We start from the raw sequence: 19,094 nt of genomic DNA, 5'->3' as shown, positions 1-19,094 counted from the left end.
TCCGCCGGTTTAGGCGGCGTGTGGGGTGTGCTCGTTGAGGATGCGTTGGAGGGCTTTGTGGCGGTCGGTGTCGTAGGGGGTGTGGTCTTGCCAGCAGCGCCAGATGATGTCTGCCCAGGCTCGGCCGAGGATGCGGACGGCGTGGGGGTGGTCGTGTCCGCGGGTGCGGGCTCGGGTGTAGAGGTCGGCGGCCCAGGGGTTGGCGTGGCGAGAGCCGTCGGCGAAGTCACACAACGCGTCGCGCAGTTGGTGGTCGGCGGACCAGCGGAAGGTGACGGCTTTGACCTTGCCGGACTGTCTGGTGGAGGGGGCGACGCCGGCCAGGCAGGCCAGGGAGTCGGCGGTGGGGAAGCGGCCGCGGGCGTCGCCGATCTCGGCGAGCAGCCGGGCGGCGCGCAGGGTTCCCGAGCGGGGCAGCGAGGTCACGATGTGGGCGTCGGGGTGGATGTTGAGCTGGTCGGTGATCGAGTCGGCCAGGACGGTGATCTGAGCGTTGAGGGCGCGCAGTGTGGCTACGAACGCCAACGTCACTGCGGCGTGGGTGGGGGCGTCGGCCTCGGTGGTGCCGCGGGGGGCAGCGAGCAGACGCTGGTGCAGCACCTGGGGATCGACCTTGTCGGAGTAGCCCTGTTTGCTCAGCCAGGCACCGAACCGGGCAGGGGTGAGCCAGTCGGCCTGGGTCTGGGTGGTGAACCGCTCCAGGAACGCCAGGCTGATGGCCGAGTCCAGGGCGGCGAACAGCCCGACCACACCGGGCAAAACGATCTGCAGGTGGGCGCGGAGCTGGTTCTTGGCCGCGACCCGGTGTTGGACGAGATCACGACGGGCTCGCACGGTGGTGCGCAGCGCCCGGGTGGTCGGGGTGGACCTGGTCAAGGGGGTGAGGCGGCGTCGGTCGGTGCGGACTACGTCGGCCAGCACGTAGGCGTCGAACCGGTCGTCCTTGTTGCCGGCCGAGCCGTAGCGCGAGCGCAGGTTCTTGACCTGGTTCGGGCTGATGACCAGCACCACGAGCTCGGCGGCCAGCAGCGCCTCGACCACCGGGCCATCGCCGCGTTCGATGCCGATCTCGACCACACTGGCCTTGAGCAGGCGGCCGATCAGCTGCTTCAGGCCGGTCGCGGTGTGCTCGATCACGAACCGGTCCAAGACCTGCCCGTCGGGATCGATGATGCAGACGGCGTGATCGTCTTTAGCCCAGTCGAGGCCTGCGCAGACTCGCGCCGGGCCAGGGGTAGAGGGCAGACTCATGATTGGTTCCTGACTGTTGGAGCAGTTGGAAACCACCCGGTGGTCCCGGGACCCCGCAGCCGGTCGCTCATTGATCGGCGCTCTCCGGCGCACAGCCCTGTAGCCGGTCTGGGCGTCCTGGGCCACCGGACCCCGCAGAACTCATGCTGGACCTCGAAGGTCGAGCGAAGATGGCGGTGGCCCGGCGGGGACCAGGGGTGCATCCGCCGGTCATCTGAACCAGCCGACACCTGGAAGGTAGACCAGTGAGCAACGAGCCCACCACCGAACGGGTCAGCCTCTGGGGCGGCCGGTTCACGGGCGGACCCGCTGACGCGCTCGCGGCCCTCAGCCTGTCCACGCACTTCGACTGGCGTCTCGCACGCCATGACATCGCCGGCTCCCGCGCGCACGCACGGGTGCTGAACGCTGCCGGCCTGCTGACCGACGACGAGCTCACGGGGATGCTCGAGGCGCTCGCGACGCTCGAGGCCGACGTCACCTCGGGCGTCTTCGTTCCCGCGCCCGACGACGAGGACGTGCACACCGCGCTCGAGCGGGGGCTGATCGAGCGCGCGGGGCCGGACCTCGGCGGCAAGCTCCGCGCCGGGCGTTCCCGCAACGACCAGATCGCCACGCTCGTGCGGATGTACCTGCGCGAGGAGGCGCGGCGGCTGAGTGGGCTGGTGCTCGACGTGGTCGAGGCGCTCTGCAGCCAGGCGGCTGCGCACCCCGGCGCCCCGATGCCCGGCCGCACCCACCTGCAGCACGCGCAACCGGTGCTGCTGGCGCACAGCCTGCTCGCGCACGCGTGGCCACTGCTGCGGGACGTCGATCGGCTGCACGACTGGGACGCGCGCGCGGGCGTGTCACCGTACGGGTCCGGCGCGCTCGCCGGTTCGTCGCTGGGTCTCGACCCCGCTGCCGTCGCGGCCGACCTCGGTTTCGACGCGCCGGCGCAGAACTCGATCGACGGCACGGCTGCCCGTGACGTGGTGGCCGAGTTCTCGTTCGTGGCCGCGATGATCGGCGTGGACCTGTCGCGGCTCGCCGAAGAGGTGATCATCTGGGCGACGAAGGAGTTCTCGTTCGTCACGCTCGACGACGCGTACTCGACCGGGTCGAGCATCATGCCGCAGAAGAAGAACCCCGACGTCGCCGAGCTCACGCGCGGCAAGGCCGGCCGACTGATCGGCGACCACGCCGGGCTGCTCGCCACGCTCAAGGGGCTTCCGCTCGCCTACAACAGGGACCTGCAGGAGGACAAGGAGCCGGTGTTCGACGCCGTCGACACCCTCTCGCTCGTGCTCCCCGCTGTCGCGGGCATGGTGGCCACCCTGACCTTCCACACCGACCGCCTCGCTGAGCTCGCTCCGCAGGGCTTCTCGCTCGCGACCGACATCGCGGAGTGGCTGGTCCGCCAGGGCGTCCCGTTCCGCGTCGCGCACGAGGTCGCGGGCTCCTGCGTGCAGGCCTGTGAGCAGCACGACCCGGCGATCGAGCTCCACCAGCTGAGCGATGACGAGCTCGCAGCGATCCACCCGGCGCTGACCCCCCAGGTACGGGAGGTGCTCACGGTGGCCGGATCGCTGGCCTCGCGCGACGCCGTGGGCGGCACCGCCCCCGTGCGCGTGGCCGAGCAGCTCCAGGCCGCACGGGCCGAGGTGACGAGGCTCCGCGAGGCGATGGCATGACGGCTGCCCGTACGCGCGGCGCGGCGGTCGACGGCACCGTTCGCCGGCTCGTGCCGCAAACCCGGCACGATGCCTGAGCAGCCCGCAGAGCTGATCGTCGAGCACGCGATGCGCCAGGGCCCGCGCTGCGGCGAGGTGACGGTCGTGGTCATCGACGGACCTGCGGGCTCCGGCAAGACCACGGCAGCAGGCCAGGTCCAGCTGGCCGCTCGCGCACACGGGCTGAGCTGCGCCGTCATCCAGATGGACGACCTCTACGAGGGATGGGGCGGGCTGGTGCAAGGCGGTGACGCCGTCACCGAGGTGCTGCGCGCGCTCGAGGCGGGCGAGCCGGGGCGCTACCGCCGGTACAGCTGGGTCACCGAGAGCTACGTCGAGGTCGTCGAGGTCCCGGCGGTCGATCTTCTGGTGGTCGAAGGCGTCGGGAGCGCCCGGACCGAGCATCTCGACCTGGTGAGCACACTGGTCTGGGTGGAGGAGGCCGACCCGCAGGAGCGACTCCGCCGCGGTATCGAGCGCGACGGCGCGCAGCTCGAAGGGCACTGGGTGCGGTGGATGGCCCAGGAGGCGGCGCTGTTCGCCGAGGTGGGTGCCCGCGATCGCGCCGACATCCTGATCGACGGCCTCGGCCGGAGGACGGCGGGCGGGGAGCGATGATCGATCTCGACCGGCGCGCGCTCCAGGTCGCTCCCGACCTGCTGGGCGCGCACCTGACCTCCAGGATCGGAGGCGAGCAGGTGACGGTCCGGATCGTCGAGGTCGAGGCGTACGAGGGCGCCGATGACCCGGCCTCGCACGCCTTCCGTGGTGAGCGCCCGCGCAATCGCGTGATGTTCGGCCCGCCCGGGCATCTGTACGTGTACCGGCACATGGGTCTGCACCACTGCACGAACGTCGTCGTCGGCCCGGAGGGCATCGCGTCGGCGGTGCTGCTGCGCGGCGCCCAGGTGATCGACGGCCTCGACGTCGCCTGGCGCCGGCGGTTGGCTGCCGGGGTGTGCCGTACGGATCGGGACCTGGCGCGCGGACCAGCGCGGCTCGCCGTCGTGCTGGGACTGACCCGAGACCACGACGGCGTTGCGCTGGGAAGTGCAGGCAGCGCTGCCTCGCTGTGGCTCGAGCCAGGTCCGACGGCGGGGGAACCCGTCGCCAGTGGGCCGCGGATCGGCATCGCGGGCGCGGGCGAGGACGCGGCGTCGCGGCCCTGGCGGTTCTGGCTGGCCGACGATCCGCACGTGTCGGGCCGCCGATAGGCTCGTGGCGGGCATGGTGCCCGACGGGTAGGCGCCCGCAACCACAAGGAAGACACGTGACCGAGATCCTCGAAGAGCTCCGCTGGCGCGGGCTCATCGCCCAGTCCACTGACGCGGAGGCGCTCGCCGACGCGCTGGCGGCGGGACCGGTCACCTATTACTGCGGCTTCGACCCCACCGCGCCGAGCCTGCACCACGGACACCTCGTGCAGCTGGTGCTGATGCGGCACCTGCAGCAGGCGGGGCACCGGCCGCTCGCACTGGTCGGCGGTGCCACAGGGATGATCGGCGACCCCCGGATGTCGGGAGAGCGCACCCTCAACGACAAGGAGACCGTCGCGGCCTGGACGGATCGGTTGCGCGCTCAGATCGAGCCGTTCCTCGACTTCGAGGGAGACAACGCCGCGGTCATGGTCAACAACCTCGACTGGACCGCGCAGCTCAGCGCGATCGACCTGCTGCGCGACATCGGCAAGCACTACCGGCTCGGCACGATGCTCGCGAAGGACACGGTGGCGCGCCGGTTGGAGTCCGAGGAGGGCATCTCGTTCACCGAGTTCAGCTACCAGCTCCTGCAGGGCAACGACTACCTCGAGCTCTACCGCAGGCACGGCTGCACGCTGCAGACCGGTGGTAACGACCAGTGGGGCAACCTGCTCTCGGGCGTCGAGCTGGTGCGCAAGTCCGAGGGTGCGGCCGTGCACGTGATGACGACGCCGCTGATCACCAAGGCCGACGGCACCAAGTTCGGCAAGTCCGAGGGTGGGGCCGTCTGGCTGGCTCCGGACATGATGAGCCCGTACGCGTTCTTCCAGTTCTGGCTCAACACCGCTGACGGCGATGTGATCGGCTACCTCAAGGTCTTCACGTTCCTGTCGCGGGGGGCCATCGAGGAGCTGGCGGTGGCGGTGGCAGAGCGACCTCACGCACGTGAGGCACAGCGGCGTCTTGCACAGGAGGTGACGACGCTCGTGCACGGAGCCGATGCCCGCGCGCGGGTGGAGTCGGCATCGGCGGCGCTGTTCGGCAGGGGAGACCTGCACGAGCTGGACGCGGCCACCCTCGGCGACGCGGTCGCCGAGGTCCCGCGCGGGCGGGTGCGGTCGGGGGAGTCGACCATCGTCGACGCCCTTCTGGCGACCGGGTTGTCCAAGAGCCGCAACGACGCACGGCGAACGGTCGACGACGGGGGTGCCTACCTGAACAACGTCAAGATCACCGATCCGGAGCAGGTGATAGGCACGGCGGACCTCCTGGCCGGAGGGGTCGCGCTCGTGCGGCGCGGCCGGCGCAACCTCGCGGTCGTGACCACGGACGAGTGAGGTCGAGCGACACGGCCCCTCACCAGCCGCGAGAGCTCGCGGATCGGCGCCCGAGATGCCCCAGACTGTGACCCAGGTCGCAGAGGGCGTATCGGGCGCCGACCTCGCTTCAGGGCGCTGGCGGGGCGCAGCAGCACCCGGGCCACGGATGGCCGCTCGGAGCGTTTCTGCAGGTCAGAGGCCTGCCACGGCCGTCCTAGGTCCGTCCGGAGCGCCGCGACACGCCCGAGATGGAGGCGATTTGACCGTGGGAGCCGATGCCCGTAATGTTTCACCTCGTTGCGCCCCACAGGGGAGGAACGGACGGCCTCAGTCTTGAGGATCCGGCCGGTCCCCGAAGTGGAACAACAATCGGATCCAGAAGGGCCAGGATCGCGTCGATGAGACGCGGCCAGGAACCGGAGAGGATCCCAGCCTTGGAGCTGAGCACCAGCTCAACAACGAGGCGGACGATACCAGCCAAGCTGGAGAAGCCGCCGAGTTGACGAGCAGGAGGCAGATGATCTAAGGTAGAGAGGTTGCCCCAGCAAAGGCCTAGCGGCCGGCGGTGGTGCGCGTCCGCTCCTTGAGAACTCAACAGTGTGTCAAAAATCGATGCCAAATAAACCCCGATGGGTTTGGGCTTCGAGTCGGCATCATGCCGGAACGAAACCAGATCTTGAAGGATTCCTTTTGGACGAATGGAAACGCCAAGTTTCTGTTCTGCCAAGATCGAAATCGGCTCTTCGGAGCCGCTTCGTTTAATGTCGAAACTGCCTTCTGGGCAGATTTCAACAAGCATTTACGGAGAGTTTGATCCTGGCTCAGGACGAACGCTGGCGGCGTGCTTAAAACATGCAAGTCGAACGGTGAAGCTCGGAGCTTGCTCTGAGCGGATCAGTGGCGAACGGGTGAGTAACACGTGAGTAACCTGCCCTGGACTTCGGGATAACTTCGAGAAATCGGAGCTAATACCGGATACGAGACGCACAGGCATCTGTAGCGTCTGGAAAGATTTATCGGTCCAGGATGGACTCACGGCCTATCAGCTTGTTGGCGGGGTAACGGCCCACCAAGGCGACGACGGGTAGCCGGCCTGAGAGGGTGACCGGCCACACTGGGACTGAGACACGGCCCAGACTCCTACGGGAGGCAGCAGTTGGGAATATTGCACAATGGGCGCAAGCCTGATGCAGCGACGCCGCGTGAGGGATGACGGCCTTCGGGTTGTAAACCTCTTTCAGCAGGGAAGAAGCGAAAGTGACGGTACCTGCAGAAGAAGCACCGGCTAACTACGTGCCAGCAGCCGCGGTAATACGTAGGGTGCAAGCGTTGTCCGGAATTATTGGGCGTAAAGAGCTCGTAGGCGGTTTGTCACGTCTGCTGTGAAATCCCGAGGCTCAACCTCGGGCCTGCAGTGGGTACGGGCAGACTAGAGTGTGGTAGGGGAGACTGGAATTCCTGGTGTAGCGGTGGAATGCGCAGATATCAGGAGGAACACCGATGGCGAAGGCAGGTCTCTGGGCCACTACTGACGCTGAGGAGCGAAAGCATGGGGAGCGAACAGGATTAGATACCCTGGTAGTCCATGCCGTAAACGTTGGGCACTAGGTGTGGGGCTCGTTCCACGAGTTCCGTGCCGCAGCAAACGCATTAAGTGCCCCGCCTGGGGAGTACGGCCGCAAGGCTAAAACTCAAAGGAATTGACGGGGGCCCGCACAAGCGGCGGAGCATGCTGATTAATTCGATGCAACGCGAAGAACCTTACCAAGGCTTGACATATACCGAAAACTCATGGAGACATGGGGTCCGCAAGGGCGGTATACAGGTGGTGCATGGTTGTCGTCAGCTCGTGTCGTGAGATGTTGGGTTAAGTCCCGCAACGAGCGCAACCCTCGTCCTATGTTGCCAGCGCGTTATGGCGGGGACTCATAGGAGACTGCCGGGGTCAACTCGGAGGAAGGTGGGGATGAGGTCAAATCATCATGCCCCTTATGTCTTGGGCTTCAAGCATGCTACAATGGCCGGTACAAAGGGCTGCGATACCGCAAGGTGGAGCGAATCCCAAAAAGCCGGTCTCAGTTCGGATTGGGGTCTGCAACTCGACCCCATGAAGTCGGAGTCGCTAGTAATCGCAGATCAGCAACGCTGCGGTGAATACGTTCTCGGGCCTTGTACACACCGCCCGTCACGTCATGAAAGTCGGTAACACCCGAAGCCAGTGGCCCAACCCCTTGTGGGAGGGAGCTGTCGAAGGTGGGATTGGCGATTGGGACGAAGTCGTAACAAGGTAGCCGTACCGGAAGGTGCGGCTGGATCACCTCCTTTCTAAGGAGCAACTGGCGCTGGAGGCCTTGCCGGCAGCGTCCAGGCCCACTACTCAGGCGAGTGTTCTGAGGTGGAGCTCATGGGTGGAACATCGATTAGTTGGCGGCGCGTTGATCGCGCCGGCCCAGTACAGCCCTTCGGGGCTTGGAACAGCCGGTCGACGCGAGTCGCCTGACACACTGTTGGGTCCTGAGGGAACGGGCTTCGCCCGATCACCTCGGACTGTCGGTCCATCACGACCTGATCGAACCGCCCCGACCGGGGCAGGCGCAGGTACGCATGGAACCGCCCGTAGCTTGAGAACTGCACAGTGGACGCGAGCATCTTTGATTTTTGTGGCAAGTTAATAAGAGCAATCGGTGGATGCCTTGGCATCAGGAGCCGAAGAAGGACGTAGCAGCCTGCGATAAGCCTCGGGGAGTCGGCAAGCGGACCGTGATCCGAGGATTTCCGAATGGGGAAACCCAGCTGGAGTCATGTCCAGTTACCCTCGTCTGAACACATAGGGCGAGTGGAGGGAACGTGGGGAAGTGAAACATCTCAGTACCCACAGGAAGAGATATTCCGTTAGTAGTGGCGAGCGAACGCGGAACAGGCCAAACCATATGCGTGTGATAGCCGGCAGGCGTTGCGCATGTGGGGTTGTGGGACTCACCAGCATCTGCTGCCGCGGATGCAGAGAGTCAGAAAGTCTCGTGATAGTCGAACGGCATTGAAAGGCCGAGCACAGAGGGTGCCACTCCCGTAGACGAAATTGCGTGACCTCTCGATGAGTATCCCAAGTAGCACGGGGCCCGAGAAATCCCGTGTGAATCTGCCAAGACCACTTGGTAAGCCTAAATACTACCTGATGACCGATAGCGGACAAGTACCGTGAGGGAAAGGTGAAAAGTACCCCGGGAGGGGAGTGAAATAGTACCTGAAACCGATTGCTTACAACCCGTCGGAGCCTCCATAGCAGGGGTGACGGCGTGCCTTTTGAAGAATGAGCCTGCGAGTTAGTGGTACGTGGCGAGGTTAACCCGTGTGGGGAAGCCGTAGCGAAAGCGAGTCCGAATAGGGCGACATAGTCGCGTGCTCTAGACCCGAAGCGGAGTGATCTATCCATGGCCAGGTTGAAGCGCGGGTAAGACCGCGTGGAGGACCGAACCGACCTAGGTTGAAAACTGGGCGGATGAGCTGTGGATAGGGGTGAAAGGCCAATCAAACTCCGTGATAGCTGGTTCTCCCCGAAATGCATTTAGGTGCAGCGTCACGTGTTTCTTACCGGAGGTAGAGCGACTGGATGGCCAATGGGCCCTACAAGGTTACTGACGTCAACCAAACTCCGAATGCCGGTAAGTGAGAGCGTGGCAGTGAGACTGCGGGGGATAAGCTTCGTAGTCGAGAGGGAAACAGCCCAGACCACCAACTAAGGCCCCAAAGCGTATGCTAAGTGGAAAAGGATGTGGAGTTGCACAGACAACCAGGAGGTTGGCTTAGAAGCAGCCACCCTTGAAAGAGTGCGTAATAGCTCACTGGTCAAGTGATTCTGCGCCGACAATGTAACGGGGCTCAAGCATACCGCCGAAGTTGTGGCATTCACATTTTTGCTAGGTCGCCGGCCTTGAGCTGGCGATCCAGGCGTGTGGATGGGTAGGGGAGCGTCGTGTGGCGAGTGAAGCGGCGGAGTGATCCAGCCGTGGACGCCACACGAGTGAGAATGCAGGCATGAGTAGCGAATGACGGGTGAGAAACCCGTCCGCCGAATGACCAAGGGTTCCAGGGCCAGGCTAATCCGCCCTGGGTAAGTCGGGACCTAAGGCGAGGCCGACAGGCGTAGTCGATGGACAACGGGTTGATATTCCCGTACCGGCGAAGAACCGCCCATACCGAATCCGGTGATGCTAAGCGCCTGAAGCTTCCATCGTCTCCTTCGGGAGGCACCGGAAGTGGAGCGCGCGACCCGAACCGGTAGTAGGTAAGCGTATTAACAGGGGTGACGCAAGAAGGTAGCCCAGCGTGTCTTATGGCTTGGCACGTCCAAGGTTGTAGGGCGAGGTGTAGGCAAATCCGCACCTCACATAGCCTGAGAACTGATGGTGACAGCGAATGCTGGATGATTGGGTGATCCTATGCTGCCAAGAAAAGCCCCGGCGCGAGGTTCTAGCCGCCCGTACCCTAAACCGACTCAGGTGGTCAGGTAGAGAATACCAAGGCGATCGAGAGAATCGTGGTTAAGGAACTCGGCAAAATGCCCCCGTAACTTCGGGAGAAGGGGGGCCTGAGGCGTGAACACACTTGCTGTGGGAGCGTTTGAGGGCCGCAGAGACCAGGGAGAAGCGACTGTTTACTAAAAACACAGGTCCGTGCGAAGTCGCAAGACGATGTATACGGACTGACGCCTGCCCAGTGCTGGAAGGTTAAGAGGACGGGTTAGCACCTAGTGCGAAGCTCAGAATTTAAGCCCCAGTAAACGGCGGTGGTAACTATAACCATCCTAAGGTAGCGAAATTCCTTGTCGGGTAAGTTCCGACCTGCACGAATGGCGTAACGACTTCTCCGCTGTCTCAACCGCGAACTCGGCGAAATTGCATTACGAGTAAAGATGCTCGTTACGCGCAGCAGGACGGAAAGACCCCGGGACCTTTACTATAGCTTGGTATTGGTATTCGGTACGGCTTGTGTAGGATAGGTGGGAGACTGTGAAGCGGGCACGCCAGTGTCTGTGGAGTCATCGTTGAAATACCACTCTGGTCGTTCTGAATATCTAACCTCGGTCCGTAATCCGGATCAGGGACATTGCCTGGTGGGTAGTTTAACTGGGGCGGTTGCCTCCTAAAATGTAACGGAGGCGCTCAAAGGTTCCCTCAGCCTGGTTGGTAATCAGGTATCGAGTGTAAGTACACAAGGGAGCTTGACTGTGAGACTGACAAGTCGAGCAGGGACGAAAGTCGGAACTAGTGACCCGATGGTGGCTTGTGGAAGCGCCATCGCTCAACGGATAAAAGGTACCCCGGGGATAACAGGCTGATCTTGCCCAAGAGTCCATATCGACGGCATGGTTTGGCACCTCGATGTCGGCTCGTCGCATCCTGGGGCTGGAGTCGGTCCCAAGGGTTGGGCTGTTCGCCCATTAAAGCGGTACGCGAGCTGGGTTTAGAACGTCGTGAGACAGTTCGGTCCCTATCCGCTGCGCGCGTTGGAAATTTGAGAAGGGCTGTCCTTAGTACGAGAGGACCGGGACGGACTAACCTCTGGTGTGCCAGTTGTTCTGCCAAGGGCACGGCTGGTTGGCTACGTTGGGAAGGGATAACCGCTGAAAGCATCTAAGCGGGAAGCCTGCTTCAAGATGAGATTTCCATGGGGCTTGCCCCGAGAGGCTCCCAGTAGACCACTGGGTTGATAGGCCGGATGTGGAAGTGGGGACGTAAGACCCATGAAGCTGACCGGTACTAATATGCCGATGACTTACCACATACATACTTCTTAGTATGCTACGCGTCCACTGTGCGGTTCCCGAGATACGGTCGGGAAACCGATGACATCTCCATAGAGTTACGGCGGTCATAGCGAGGGGGAAACGCCCGGATCCATTCCGAACCCGGAAGCTAAGCCCCTCTGCGCCGATGGTACTGCACGGGAGACTGTGTGGGAGAGTAGGTCACCGCCGGACATCCTTTCGACAAAGGCCGCCCCCTGATGGGGGCGGCCTTTGTTGTTTACTAGGCTGTTCACTGGCGCCCGTTCGAGCGCGCCACCAAGCTTCGAGGAGTCCACGTGCCGTCTGAATCAGAAGAGCCGTCGCAGCAGCGCGACGACGGCGGGCGCAATCCGGCACGTCGCGACCCCCAGGGCCAGGCCGGCCGCACGGAACGGCGCTCACCTCGAGCGGGATATCGTGCCGGCGGCGCCCCCCGCGATGACCGCGGATATCGTTCTGACCGGCCCGAGCGCCGTGACACGCGTGACGGCGAGCCTCAGAGTGACCGGCCTGATCGTGGCGAGCGTCCCGACCGCCGTGATTCTCGCGAGGGCGCCCCTCGTGGCGACCGTCCCTACCGCGGTGCTCGCCCAGACCGTGGCGGTGACCGTCCGAACCGCGGTGCCCGTCCCGAGCGGCGTGACACTCGCTCGGGCGCCCCGCGCGGGGAGCGTCCCGACCGTGGTGATCGCCCAGATCGTGGCGGTGACCGTCCCGTGCGCCGTGGTTCTCGCGAGGGCGCCCCTCGTGGGGACCGTCCGTACCGTGGCGACCGTCCCGAGCGGAGCGACTCCGGTGATGGTGGACCTCGTGGCGACCGTCCGTTTCGGAGCGATCGTCCAGACCGTGGCGGTGACCGTCCGTATCGCGGTGACCGTCCCGAGCGGCGTGACTCTCGCGAGGGCGCTCCTCGTGGGGACCGCCCGTACCGCGGTGATCGTCCAGACCGTGGTGGCGACCGTCCGTATCGTGGCGACCGTCCCGAGCGGCGTGACTCTCGCGAGGGCGCTCCTCGTGGGGACCGCCCCTACCGCGGTGATCGTCCAGACCGTGGTGGCGACCGTCCGTATCGTGGCGACCGTCCCGAGCGGCGCGACTCCCGTGAGCGCGCCCCTCGTGGGGACCGTCCCTACCGTGGCGACCGCCCCGAGCGGCGCGACTCCCGCGATGCTGGGCCTCGTGGCGATCGGCCCGAGCGGCGTGACTCTCGTGAGGGCGCTCCTCGTGGGGACCGCCCCTACCGCGGCGACAGGACGGACCGGGGCGACCGTCCCGAGCGGTCCTCGGGGTATGACAGCGGGGATCGTCGGGCCCCACGCCCGGATCGGCCGCTCGAGCCCGAGATCCCTGAAGGCGTCGACTGGCAGCAGCTCGATCGCCAGGCACGCGCACGCTTGCGTACCCTCTCCAAGGCGAACGCCGAGGTCGTCGGGGCGCATCTGGTCATGGCGGGGCGGCTCATGGACGAGAACGCCGACCTTGCGTATGAGCACGCCCAGGCCGCCGTCCGGCGCGCCGGTCGTGTCGACGTCGTGCGGGAGGCCGCTGCGCTGACGGCCTACGCCTCGGGGCGTTATGCCGAGGCACTGCGCGAGCTGCGGACCGTTCGCCGGCTCTCCGGCGTCGATGAGCACCGCGCGATCGAGGCCGATTGCGAGCGAGGCCTTGGCCGCCCGGACCGGGCGCTGGCGATCCTCGCCGCAGCGCCGGCGCCCGTGACCCTCGAGGACCGGGCTGAGCTGGCGCTCGTCGAGGCCGGCGCGCGCACCGATCTCGGTGAGCTGGAGGCAGCACTGTCCGTTCTCGAGCAGGTTCCGACCACCAAGCTGGACCCTGACGTCGCCCAGCGACTCGATGAGGCGAAGCACGACGTCCTCGTCGCACTCGGTCGCGCGGAGCCACGTGAGGTCGCCGAAGCGGACACCGGGACCGACGAGGAAGACCAGCCCGACGCCGATGTCGTCGGGTTCGACGACGTGCTCGAGGAGGATGGATGAGGTACCTGGAGCCACTTGAGGCTGCTCCTGCGCAGACGTTCGACGTCGCGCTCCTCGACCTCGACGGCGTGGTCTACCGCGGTCCGGACGCCGTCGCTCACGCGCCGGAGGCCATCGCCGCAGCTCGTGCAGGCGGTCTCGGTGTCATGTACGTCACGAACAACGCGAACCGGCCGCCGAGCACGGTGGCAGCTCACCTCACGGAGATCGGTGTCCCCACCGAGCCGGAGGAGGTCACCACGGCTGCACAGGCTGCGGCCGGGCTCGTCTCCTCCGAGCACGCGCCCGGTACCCGCGTGCTCGTGGTGGGAGGGACCGGGCTTCGTGAGGCTCTCGCAGCCGAGGGAATGACCGTGGTGAGGTCGGCGGACGATGATCCCGCGGTCGTCGTCCAGGGTTTCGCGCCCGAGGTCGGCTGGGCGGAGCTGACCGAGGCGCTGCTCGCGATCAACGCCGGCGCCGAGCACATCGCCAGCAATCTTGACGCGACGCTGCCGATGGAGCGGGGGAGTGCGATCGGCAACGGTTCGCTCGTCGCGGCGGTGGTCAACGCGACCGGCACGATGCCGCGCTCCACCGGCAAGCCGCAGCCCGCCATCTTCGAGCAGGCAGCGGCCCGGGCCGGTGCCGAGCGGCCGTTCGTCGTGGGCGACCGGCTCGACACCGACCTCGAGGGCGCCCGGGCGGCGGGCTACCCCGGGATTCACGTGCTCACAGGAGTCGACCTCGCTCCAGCCCTGCTGGCCTGCGTACCCGAGCAGCGCCCCACGCAGCTCGCGCACGACCTGAGGGGACTGCTCGAGCCGCACCCCGCCGTCGAGCAGGACGGGCTCTGGTGGTGCTGCCGGGGCGCGGCAGCGCGATTCGACAGTGACAGCGGGACCCTGATCGTCGCGCGGGGGGAGGACCACCTCACGCTCACCGATGGCGACGAGGTCGACCTCGACGAGCTGCGGGCCGCGTGCGCCGCGGCGTGGGATGCCGCCGACCGCGCCGGCGTGCCGACCGTGCTGACGAGGTGTCCACAGATCCGCGTCCGTCCCGATAGGAAGGATGCCGGCGCGATAGCGTGAGCGGAAGCGCCCGGGAAGGAACGGCATGTCGCAGGAGCAGGTCCCCCATGACGAGGTCGACGACGCCCTGAGGGCCGTCGACGAGCTCGACGAGACCACCCCGCTCGCGGTGCACGCCGACGCGTTCGAGCGTGCCCACGAAGCCCTCCAGCGACGCCTGGAGGATGCAACGTAGTGGTGCGTCGTGTCCGCCTCGACGCCGAGCTCGTCCGTCGTGGACTGGCCCGGTCGCGTCAGCATGCCGGCGACCTGATCGACGCCGGCCGCGTGAGCGTCAACGGCACGGTGGCGACCAAGGCTGCCACCCAGGTCGACACAGCACAGCCGGTGCTCGTACGGGAGGACCCGGCCGAACCCGGGTACGCGAGCCGGGGCGGTCACAAGCTCGCGGGCGCTCTCGACCTGCTGGGGGAGGCGGCACCGACGATCGATGGCCGCCGCGCGCTCGATGCGGGCGCGTCCACGGGCGGATTCACCGACGTGCTGCTGCGGCGCGGCGCCGCCCACGTCGTCGCGGTCGACGTCGGCTACGGCCAGCTGGTCTGGGAGCTGCAGAACGACCCCCGTGTCACCGTGATGGACCGCACCAACGTGCGCACCCTGGACCCGGCCACCATCGACCCGCCCGTCGACCTCGTGGTGAGCGACCTATCGTTCATCTCGCTGCGGCTGGTGCTGCCCGCGCTCGCCGCCGTCAGCACGCCCGATGCCGACCTGCTGCTGATGGTGAAGCCGCAGTTCGAGGTCGGCAAGGACCGGCTCGGCGCAGGCGGCGTCGTGCGCGACCCCGAGCTCCACGTCGATGCCGTGCTCGGCGTCGTCGAGGCCGCCGGCGCGCTCGGGCTCGGCCTGCAGGCCTGCGCCGCGAGCCCGCTCCCGGGTCCGAGCGGAAACGTCGAGTACTTCGTCCACCTGCGCCGCGGACCCGGGGCCGAGAACCCCGAGGCCGTGGTCCGTCACGCGGTCGCGCTCGGCCCGGCTGAGGGGGTTGCATCCTGATGCGCCGGATCCTGCTGCTCGTCCACCCCACGCGCCCGGAGGCACAGGAGACCGCTGCGCTCGTCAGCGACGAGCTGCGCAGGAACGGCGTCACCCCGATCGGTGAGGAGGATGTCGACGGCGACGACGTCGAGCTCGCCATCGTGCTCGGCGGCGACGGCACCATCCTGCGTGCCGCCGAGGTGATCCGCGGCCGCGGCACGCCGCTCGTCGGCGTCAACCTGGGCCACGTCGGGTTCCTCGCGGAGTCGGAGGTCGAGGAGGCCGTCGACGTCGCGCGCCGGGCGGTGGCCCGCGACTACGTCGTCGAGGAGCGCATGACCCTCGACGTCACGATCACCTTCCCCGACGGGACCGTCCAGTCCAACTGGGCGATCAACGAGGTGAGCGTCGAGAAGGACGACCGTTCCCGCATGCTCGAGGTCGCGGTCGGCATCGACGGGCGCGGCCTGTCCTCCTTCGGGTGCGACGGTGTCGTGCTTGCCACCCCGACCGGGTCGACCGCCTATGCGTTCTCCGCGGGCGGCCCGGTCGTCTGGCCCGACGTCGAGGCGATGCTGGTGGTCCCGAACAGCGCCCACGCCTTGTTCGCCCGCCCGCTCGTGGTGGCGCCGACATCGACCATGGCCGTCGAGATCCTCGCCCGCAGCTTCTCAGGCGCACAGGTCTGGTGCGACGGCCGCCGGCGGATCGACGTGCCCCCCGGGTCGCACATCGAGGTCGTCCGTGGAGCCGAGCCGGTGCGGATCGCCCGCCTCCACACGGCACCGTTCACCGACCGCCTGGTGCGCAAGTTCGACCTGCCCGTCTCCGGGTGGCGAGGCGGCGGCTCGTGATCCGCGAGCTGCGTCTGACCGATCTCGGGGTCATCGCCGACGCCACGATCGACCTCGGTGACGGTCTCACCGCCATCACCGGTGAGACCGGTGCAGGCAAGACGATGCTGCTCACCGGGCTCGGGCTGCTGCTCGGCGGCCGCGCGGATCCGGCCACCGTGCGGCCCGGCGCCAAGCAGGCCGCCGTCGAGGGTCGGCTGGTCCCCACCGGTGAGGCACTGCGCATCGCCGAGGATGCCGGGGCGATGCTCGACGACGGCGAGCTGGTCGTGGTCAGGACCGTCGCCGCCGAGGGCCGTTCCAGGGCACACCTCGGCGGACGATCGGTGCCGATGGGCGTGCTCGCCGAGATCGGTGCCGAGATGGTCACCGTGCACGGCCAGTCCGACCAGGTCCGGCTGCGTGCGCCCGCGCAGCAGCGGGCAGCGCTGGACGACTACGCCGGGCCGGAGCAGGCGGCTGCCCTCGCCGCGCTCGCCGCCGCGCACGAGCACCGCCGTCGGCTGGGTGCCGAGCTCGAGCGCTGGGACAGCGAGGTCGCCGCCCGGGCTGCGGAGCTCGAGAACCTCGAGGACGCGCTGCGTCGGATCGACGCCGTCGAGCCCGTGGCCGGCGAGCTCGACGAGCTGCGCGGCGAGACCGAGCGGCTCGACAACGTCGAGGTGCTGCTGGAGTCCGCCGCTGCGGCGCGCGCCGCGCTCGACGGCGGCGAGGAGGGCGCACCGGGTGCCATGGTTGCCCTCGACGCCGCCCGGCGGGCGTTCGAGTCCGGTGCCGCTCACGACGACGCGCTCCGGGACTGGGGTCAGCGCGTCGCCGAGGCGATCCACCTGCTCAACGACGTCGTCGCCGAGACCGGCTCCTACGCGTCCTCGCTCGAGGCGGACCCAGAACGGCTGGCCGCGGTCCACGAGCGCCGCGCCGCCCTCACCGACCTGGTCCGCCGCTACGGCGGCGATCCCGACGAGCCCGACCCGTTGGAGCCGGTGCTCGCGTATGCCGAGAACGCGCGCGCCCGCGTCAGCGAGCTCACCGCTCCTGGCTCGGGCCGGGAAGGGCTCGAGGAGCGTGCGGCCCAGGCCCGTGCGGCCGAGGAGGCTGCTGCCGCCGTCGTCACCGAGAACCGCCGGCGGGCGGCCGAGGGGCTGTGCCGGCAGGTGGATGCCGAGCTCGACGGGCTCGCGATGCGGGGTGCACGGCTGCACATCGAGCTCGTGGCACGGGCGGAGATCGGCCCCAGCGGCGCCGAGGACGTCGAGCTGCAGCTGCAGCCCCACCCGGACGCACCGCCCCGGCCGATCGCGAAGGGCGCCTCGGGCGGCGAGCTCTCACGAGTCATGCTCGCGATCGAGGTGGCGCTCGCAGGGCGACGTGCGGAGGACGGTGCGCTGCCGGTGTTCGTGTTCGACGAGGTCGACTCCGGGGTCGGCGGTCGTGCAGCCACGGAGGTCGGGCGCCGGCTCGCCGATCTCGCGACGCACACCCAGGTGGTGGTCGTCACCCACCTCGCGCAGGTCGCAGCGTTTGCCGACACCCACCTCGTCGTGAGCAAGAACAGCGACGGCGACCGGGTCGCCACGTCGGTGCACGAGGTCGTCGGCGCGGACCGTGAAGGCGAGCTGGCGCGGATGCTCTCGGGCGATGAGTCGCAGACCGCGCGCAAGCACGCAGCCGAGCTGTTGGAGCGGCCAGAACGCGCCGACGTGCGACGATAGCGGCGATGCGCCCGCTGCTGAAACGCCGTCAGCGCGCCCGAGAGCTGCAGGAGTCCTCGCTCGGGCGCGTCCGCGTCGACCCGTCGACCAAGACGCTCACGAAGCGGCTCCAGGCCGGGGACATCGCCGTCATCGATCACCAGGACATCGACCGCGTCTCGGCCGAGGCCCTGGTACGGGTGGGCCCCGCCGCCGTGCTCAATGCCGCGATGTCCACCTCGGGGCGGTACCCGAACGTCGGCCCGGACATCCTGGTCTCGGCGGGCATCCCGCTGATCGACGACCTCGGCCCGGCGGTGATGGACTTGCGGGAGGGAACGCAGGTCCGCATCGACGATGCCACGGTGTTCGACATCCATGGCTCGGTCATCGCCGAAGGCGTGCGTCAGAGCGAGACCACCGTGACCGCGAACCTGCTGGCTGCGCGAGAGGGCCTCTCGGAGCAGATCGAGGCGTTCGCCGGGAACACCATGGAGTACATCCGGCGCGAGCGCGAGCTGCTGCTCGACGGCATCGGCGTCCCCGAGATCACGACCGACATCGAGGGCCGGCACGTGCTGATCGTGGTGCGGGGGTACTCCTACAAGGAGGACCTCGCGATGCTGCGTCCCTACATCCGCGAGTACCGGCCGCTGCTGATCGGTGTCGACGGGGGAGCGGACGCGATCCTGGACGCCGGGTTGAAGCTCGACATGATCGTCGGTGACATGGACTCGGTCTCTGACGCCGCACTCAGCTCGGGTGCCGAGATCGTCGTGCACGCCTACCGCGACGGCCGCGCGCCCGGCAAGGAGCGCGTCGAGAACCTCGGCGTCGAGCCGGTCGTCTTTCCCGCCACCGGCACCAGCGAGGACGTGGCGATGCTGCTGGCCGACGACAAGGGCGCCGAGCTGATCGTGGCCGTGGGCACCCACGAGACCTTGGTCGAGTTCCTCGACAAGGGTCGCAGCGGCATGGCCTCCACGTTCCTCACCAGGCTCCGGGTGGGCAGCAAGCTGATCGACGCCAAGGGGGTCTCCCGGCTCTACGAGCACCGCGTCTCCAGCCTCCAGGTGGGGCTGCTGGTGCTGGCGGGTGTCGCTGCCCTGATGACGGCCCTTGCGGTCACCCCGACCGGGCAGGCCCTCTTCGCGGTCGTGCTGGCCAGGCTCGACGACCTGCTCTCCTGGTTCCGCAGCCTCTTCGAGGCGATCTTCTAGACGGCG

General features: G+C 67.3%; 14 protein-coding genes and 3 rRNA genes. 14 read left to right on the top strand and 3 right to left on the bottom strand.

Features of this window, described 5'->3' with window-relative positions; all coding sequences use genetic code 11:
* Positions 1-9: 9 nt before the first annotated feature.
* Positions 10-1,251 carry an IS110 family RNA-guided transposase gene (locus tag GPA03_RS06670; protein ID WP_156251124.1) on the bottom strand — a complete coding sequence of 414 codons (1,242 nt, stop codon included), beginning with the start codon at positions 1,249-1,251 and terminating at the stop codon, positions 10-12.
* 245 nt (positions 1,252-1,496) lie between these two features.
* On the opposite strand from GPA03_RS06670, the gene argH reads away from it, so the two are divergent.
* The 4 genes from argH to tyrS all read left to right on the top strand — a co-directional run bounded on the left by argH (position 1,497) and on the right by tyrS (position 5,499).
* Positions 1,497-2,924, top strand: coding sequence for an argininosuccinate lyase (gene argH, locus GPA03_RS06665; protein ID WP_156251123.1), 1,428 nt, complete (start codon positions 1,497-1,499; stop codon positions 2,922-2,924).
* A gap of 69 nt (positions 2,925-2,993) precedes the next feature.
* Positions 2,994-3,581 (top strand): uridine kinase family protein, encoded by a 588-nt coding sequence (locus tag GPA03_RS06660; protein WP_241681102.1) that lies wholly within the window; start codon positions 2,994-2,996, stop codon positions 3,579-3,581.
* Complete coding sequence (locus tag GPA03_RS06655; protein ID WP_156251122.1) at positions 3,578-4,177, top strand: DNA-3-methyladenine glycosylase; 600 nt, start codon at positions 3,578-3,580, stop codon at positions 4,175-4,177. The genes GPA03_RS06660 and GPA03_RS06655 overlap by 4 nt, the downstream gene beginning before the upstream one ends.
* Before the next feature lie 56 nt (positions 4,178-4,233).
* Positions 4,234-5,499, top strand: coding sequence for a tyrosine--tRNA ligase (tyrS, locus tag GPA03_RS06650; RefSeq protein WP_156251121.1), 1,266 nt, complete (start codon positions 4,234-4,236; stop codon positions 5,497-5,499).
* A gap of 271 nt (positions 5,500-5,770) precedes the next feature.
* Here the strand turns inward: tyrS and GPA03_RS06645 are convergent, their stop codons facing one another.
* Complete coding sequence (locus GPA03_RS06645) at positions 5,771-6,280, bottom strand: hypothetical protein (protein ID WP_156251120.1); 510 nt, start codon at positions 6,278-6,280, stop codon at positions 5,771-5,773.
* Between GPA03_RS06645 and GPA03_RS06640 the strand changes: the two genes are divergently transcribed.
* The 3 genes from GPA03_RS06640 (at position 6,280) to rrf (ending at position 11,461) form a co-directional block, all read left to right on the top strand.
* Positions 6,280-7,806 (top strand): 16S ribosomal RNA (locus tag GPA03_RS06640). The genes GPA03_RS06645 and GPA03_RS06640 overlap by 1 nt on opposite strands.
* A gap of 336 nt (positions 7,807-8,142) precedes the next feature.
* Positions 8,143-11,264, top strand: a 23S ribosomal RNA gene (locus tag GPA03_RS06635).
* Between the two features lie 80 nt (positions 11,265-11,344).
* Positions 11,345-11,461, top strand: a 5S ribosomal RNA gene (gene rrf / locus GPA03_RS06630).
* The 16S, 23S and 5S rRNA genes sit together here, the layout of an rRNA operon.
* A 206-nt stretch (positions 11,462-11,667) precedes the next feature.
* Here the strand turns inward: rrf and GPA03_RS06625 are convergent.
* Positions 11,668-12,708 (bottom strand): hypothetical protein, encoded by a 1,041-nt coding sequence (locus GPA03_RS06625; RefSeq protein ID WP_156251119.1) that lies wholly within the window; start codon positions 12,706-12,708, stop codon positions 11,668-11,670.
* On the opposite strand from GPA03_RS06625, the gene GPA03_RS06620 reads away from it, so the two are divergent.
* Genes GPA03_RS06620 through steA form a run of 7 tightly spaced genes read left to right on the top strand, consistent with a single transcriptional unit; the run spans position 12,664 to position 19,088 of the window.
* On the top strand, positions 12,664-13,266 hold the full coding sequence (locus GPA03_RS06620) for a hypothetical protein (RefSeq protein ID WP_156251118.1): 603 nt from the start codon (positions 12,664-12,666) through the stop codon (positions 13,264-13,266). The genes GPA03_RS06625 and GPA03_RS06620 overlap by 45 nt on opposite strands.
* Entirely contained in the window at positions 13,263-14,339 is a 1,077-nt protein-coding gene (locus GPA03_RS06615; protein WP_156251117.1) for an HAD-IIA family hydrolase, read from the top strand. Before GPA03_RS06620 ends, GPA03_RS06615 begins: the two co-directional genes overlap by 4 nt.
* Positions 14,340-14,364: 25 nt before the next feature.
* Positions 14,365-14,514, top strand: coding sequence for a hypothetical protein (locus GPA03_RS06610; RefSeq protein WP_156251116.1), 150 nt, complete (start codon positions 14,365-14,367; stop codon positions 14,512-14,514).
* The gene (locus tag GPA03_RS06605; RefSeq protein ID WP_156251115.1) at positions 14,514-15,338 is read left to right on the top strand and encodes a TlyA family rRNA (cytidine-2'-O)-methyltransferase; all 825 of its coding nucleotides are present in this window, start codon (positions 14,514-14,516) and stop codon (positions 15,336-15,338) included. The genes GPA03_RS06610 and GPA03_RS06605 overlap by 1 nt, the downstream gene beginning before the upstream one ends.
* Positions 15,338-16,174, top strand: a complete 837-nt coding sequence (locus GPA03_RS06600) for an NAD kinase (protein ID WP_156251114.1) — start codon at positions 15,338-15,340, stop codon at positions 16,172-16,174. Before GPA03_RS06605 ends, GPA03_RS06600 begins: the two co-directional genes overlap by 1 nt.
* Positions 16,171-17,889, top strand: a complete 1,719-nt coding sequence (recN, locus tag GPA03_RS06595; RefSeq protein ID WP_156251113.1) for a DNA repair protein RecN — start codon at positions 16,171-16,173, stop codon at positions 17,887-17,889. The genes GPA03_RS06600 and recN overlap by 4 nt, the downstream gene beginning before the upstream one ends.
* Positions 17,890-17,894: 5 nt before the next feature.
* A complete protein-coding gene (gene steA / locus GPA03_RS06590) occupies positions 17,895-19,088 on the top strand; it encodes a putative cytokinetic ring protein SteA (RefSeq protein WP_156251112.1) in 1,194 nt (397 codons plus the stop codon).
* The last annotated feature ends 6 nt before the right edge of the window (positions 19,089-19,094 follow it).

The sequence above is a fragment of the Pseudactinotalea terrae genome, from assembly GCF_009733845.1.
In the GTDB taxonomy this organism is placed as follows: domain Bacteria; phylum Actinomycetota; class Actinomycetes; order Actinomycetales; family Beutenbergiaceae; genus Pseudactinotalea; species Pseudactinotalea terrae.
Note: the sequence above shows the minus strand (reverse complement) of the source record. Positions and strands in the feature narration are given on the sequence as shown.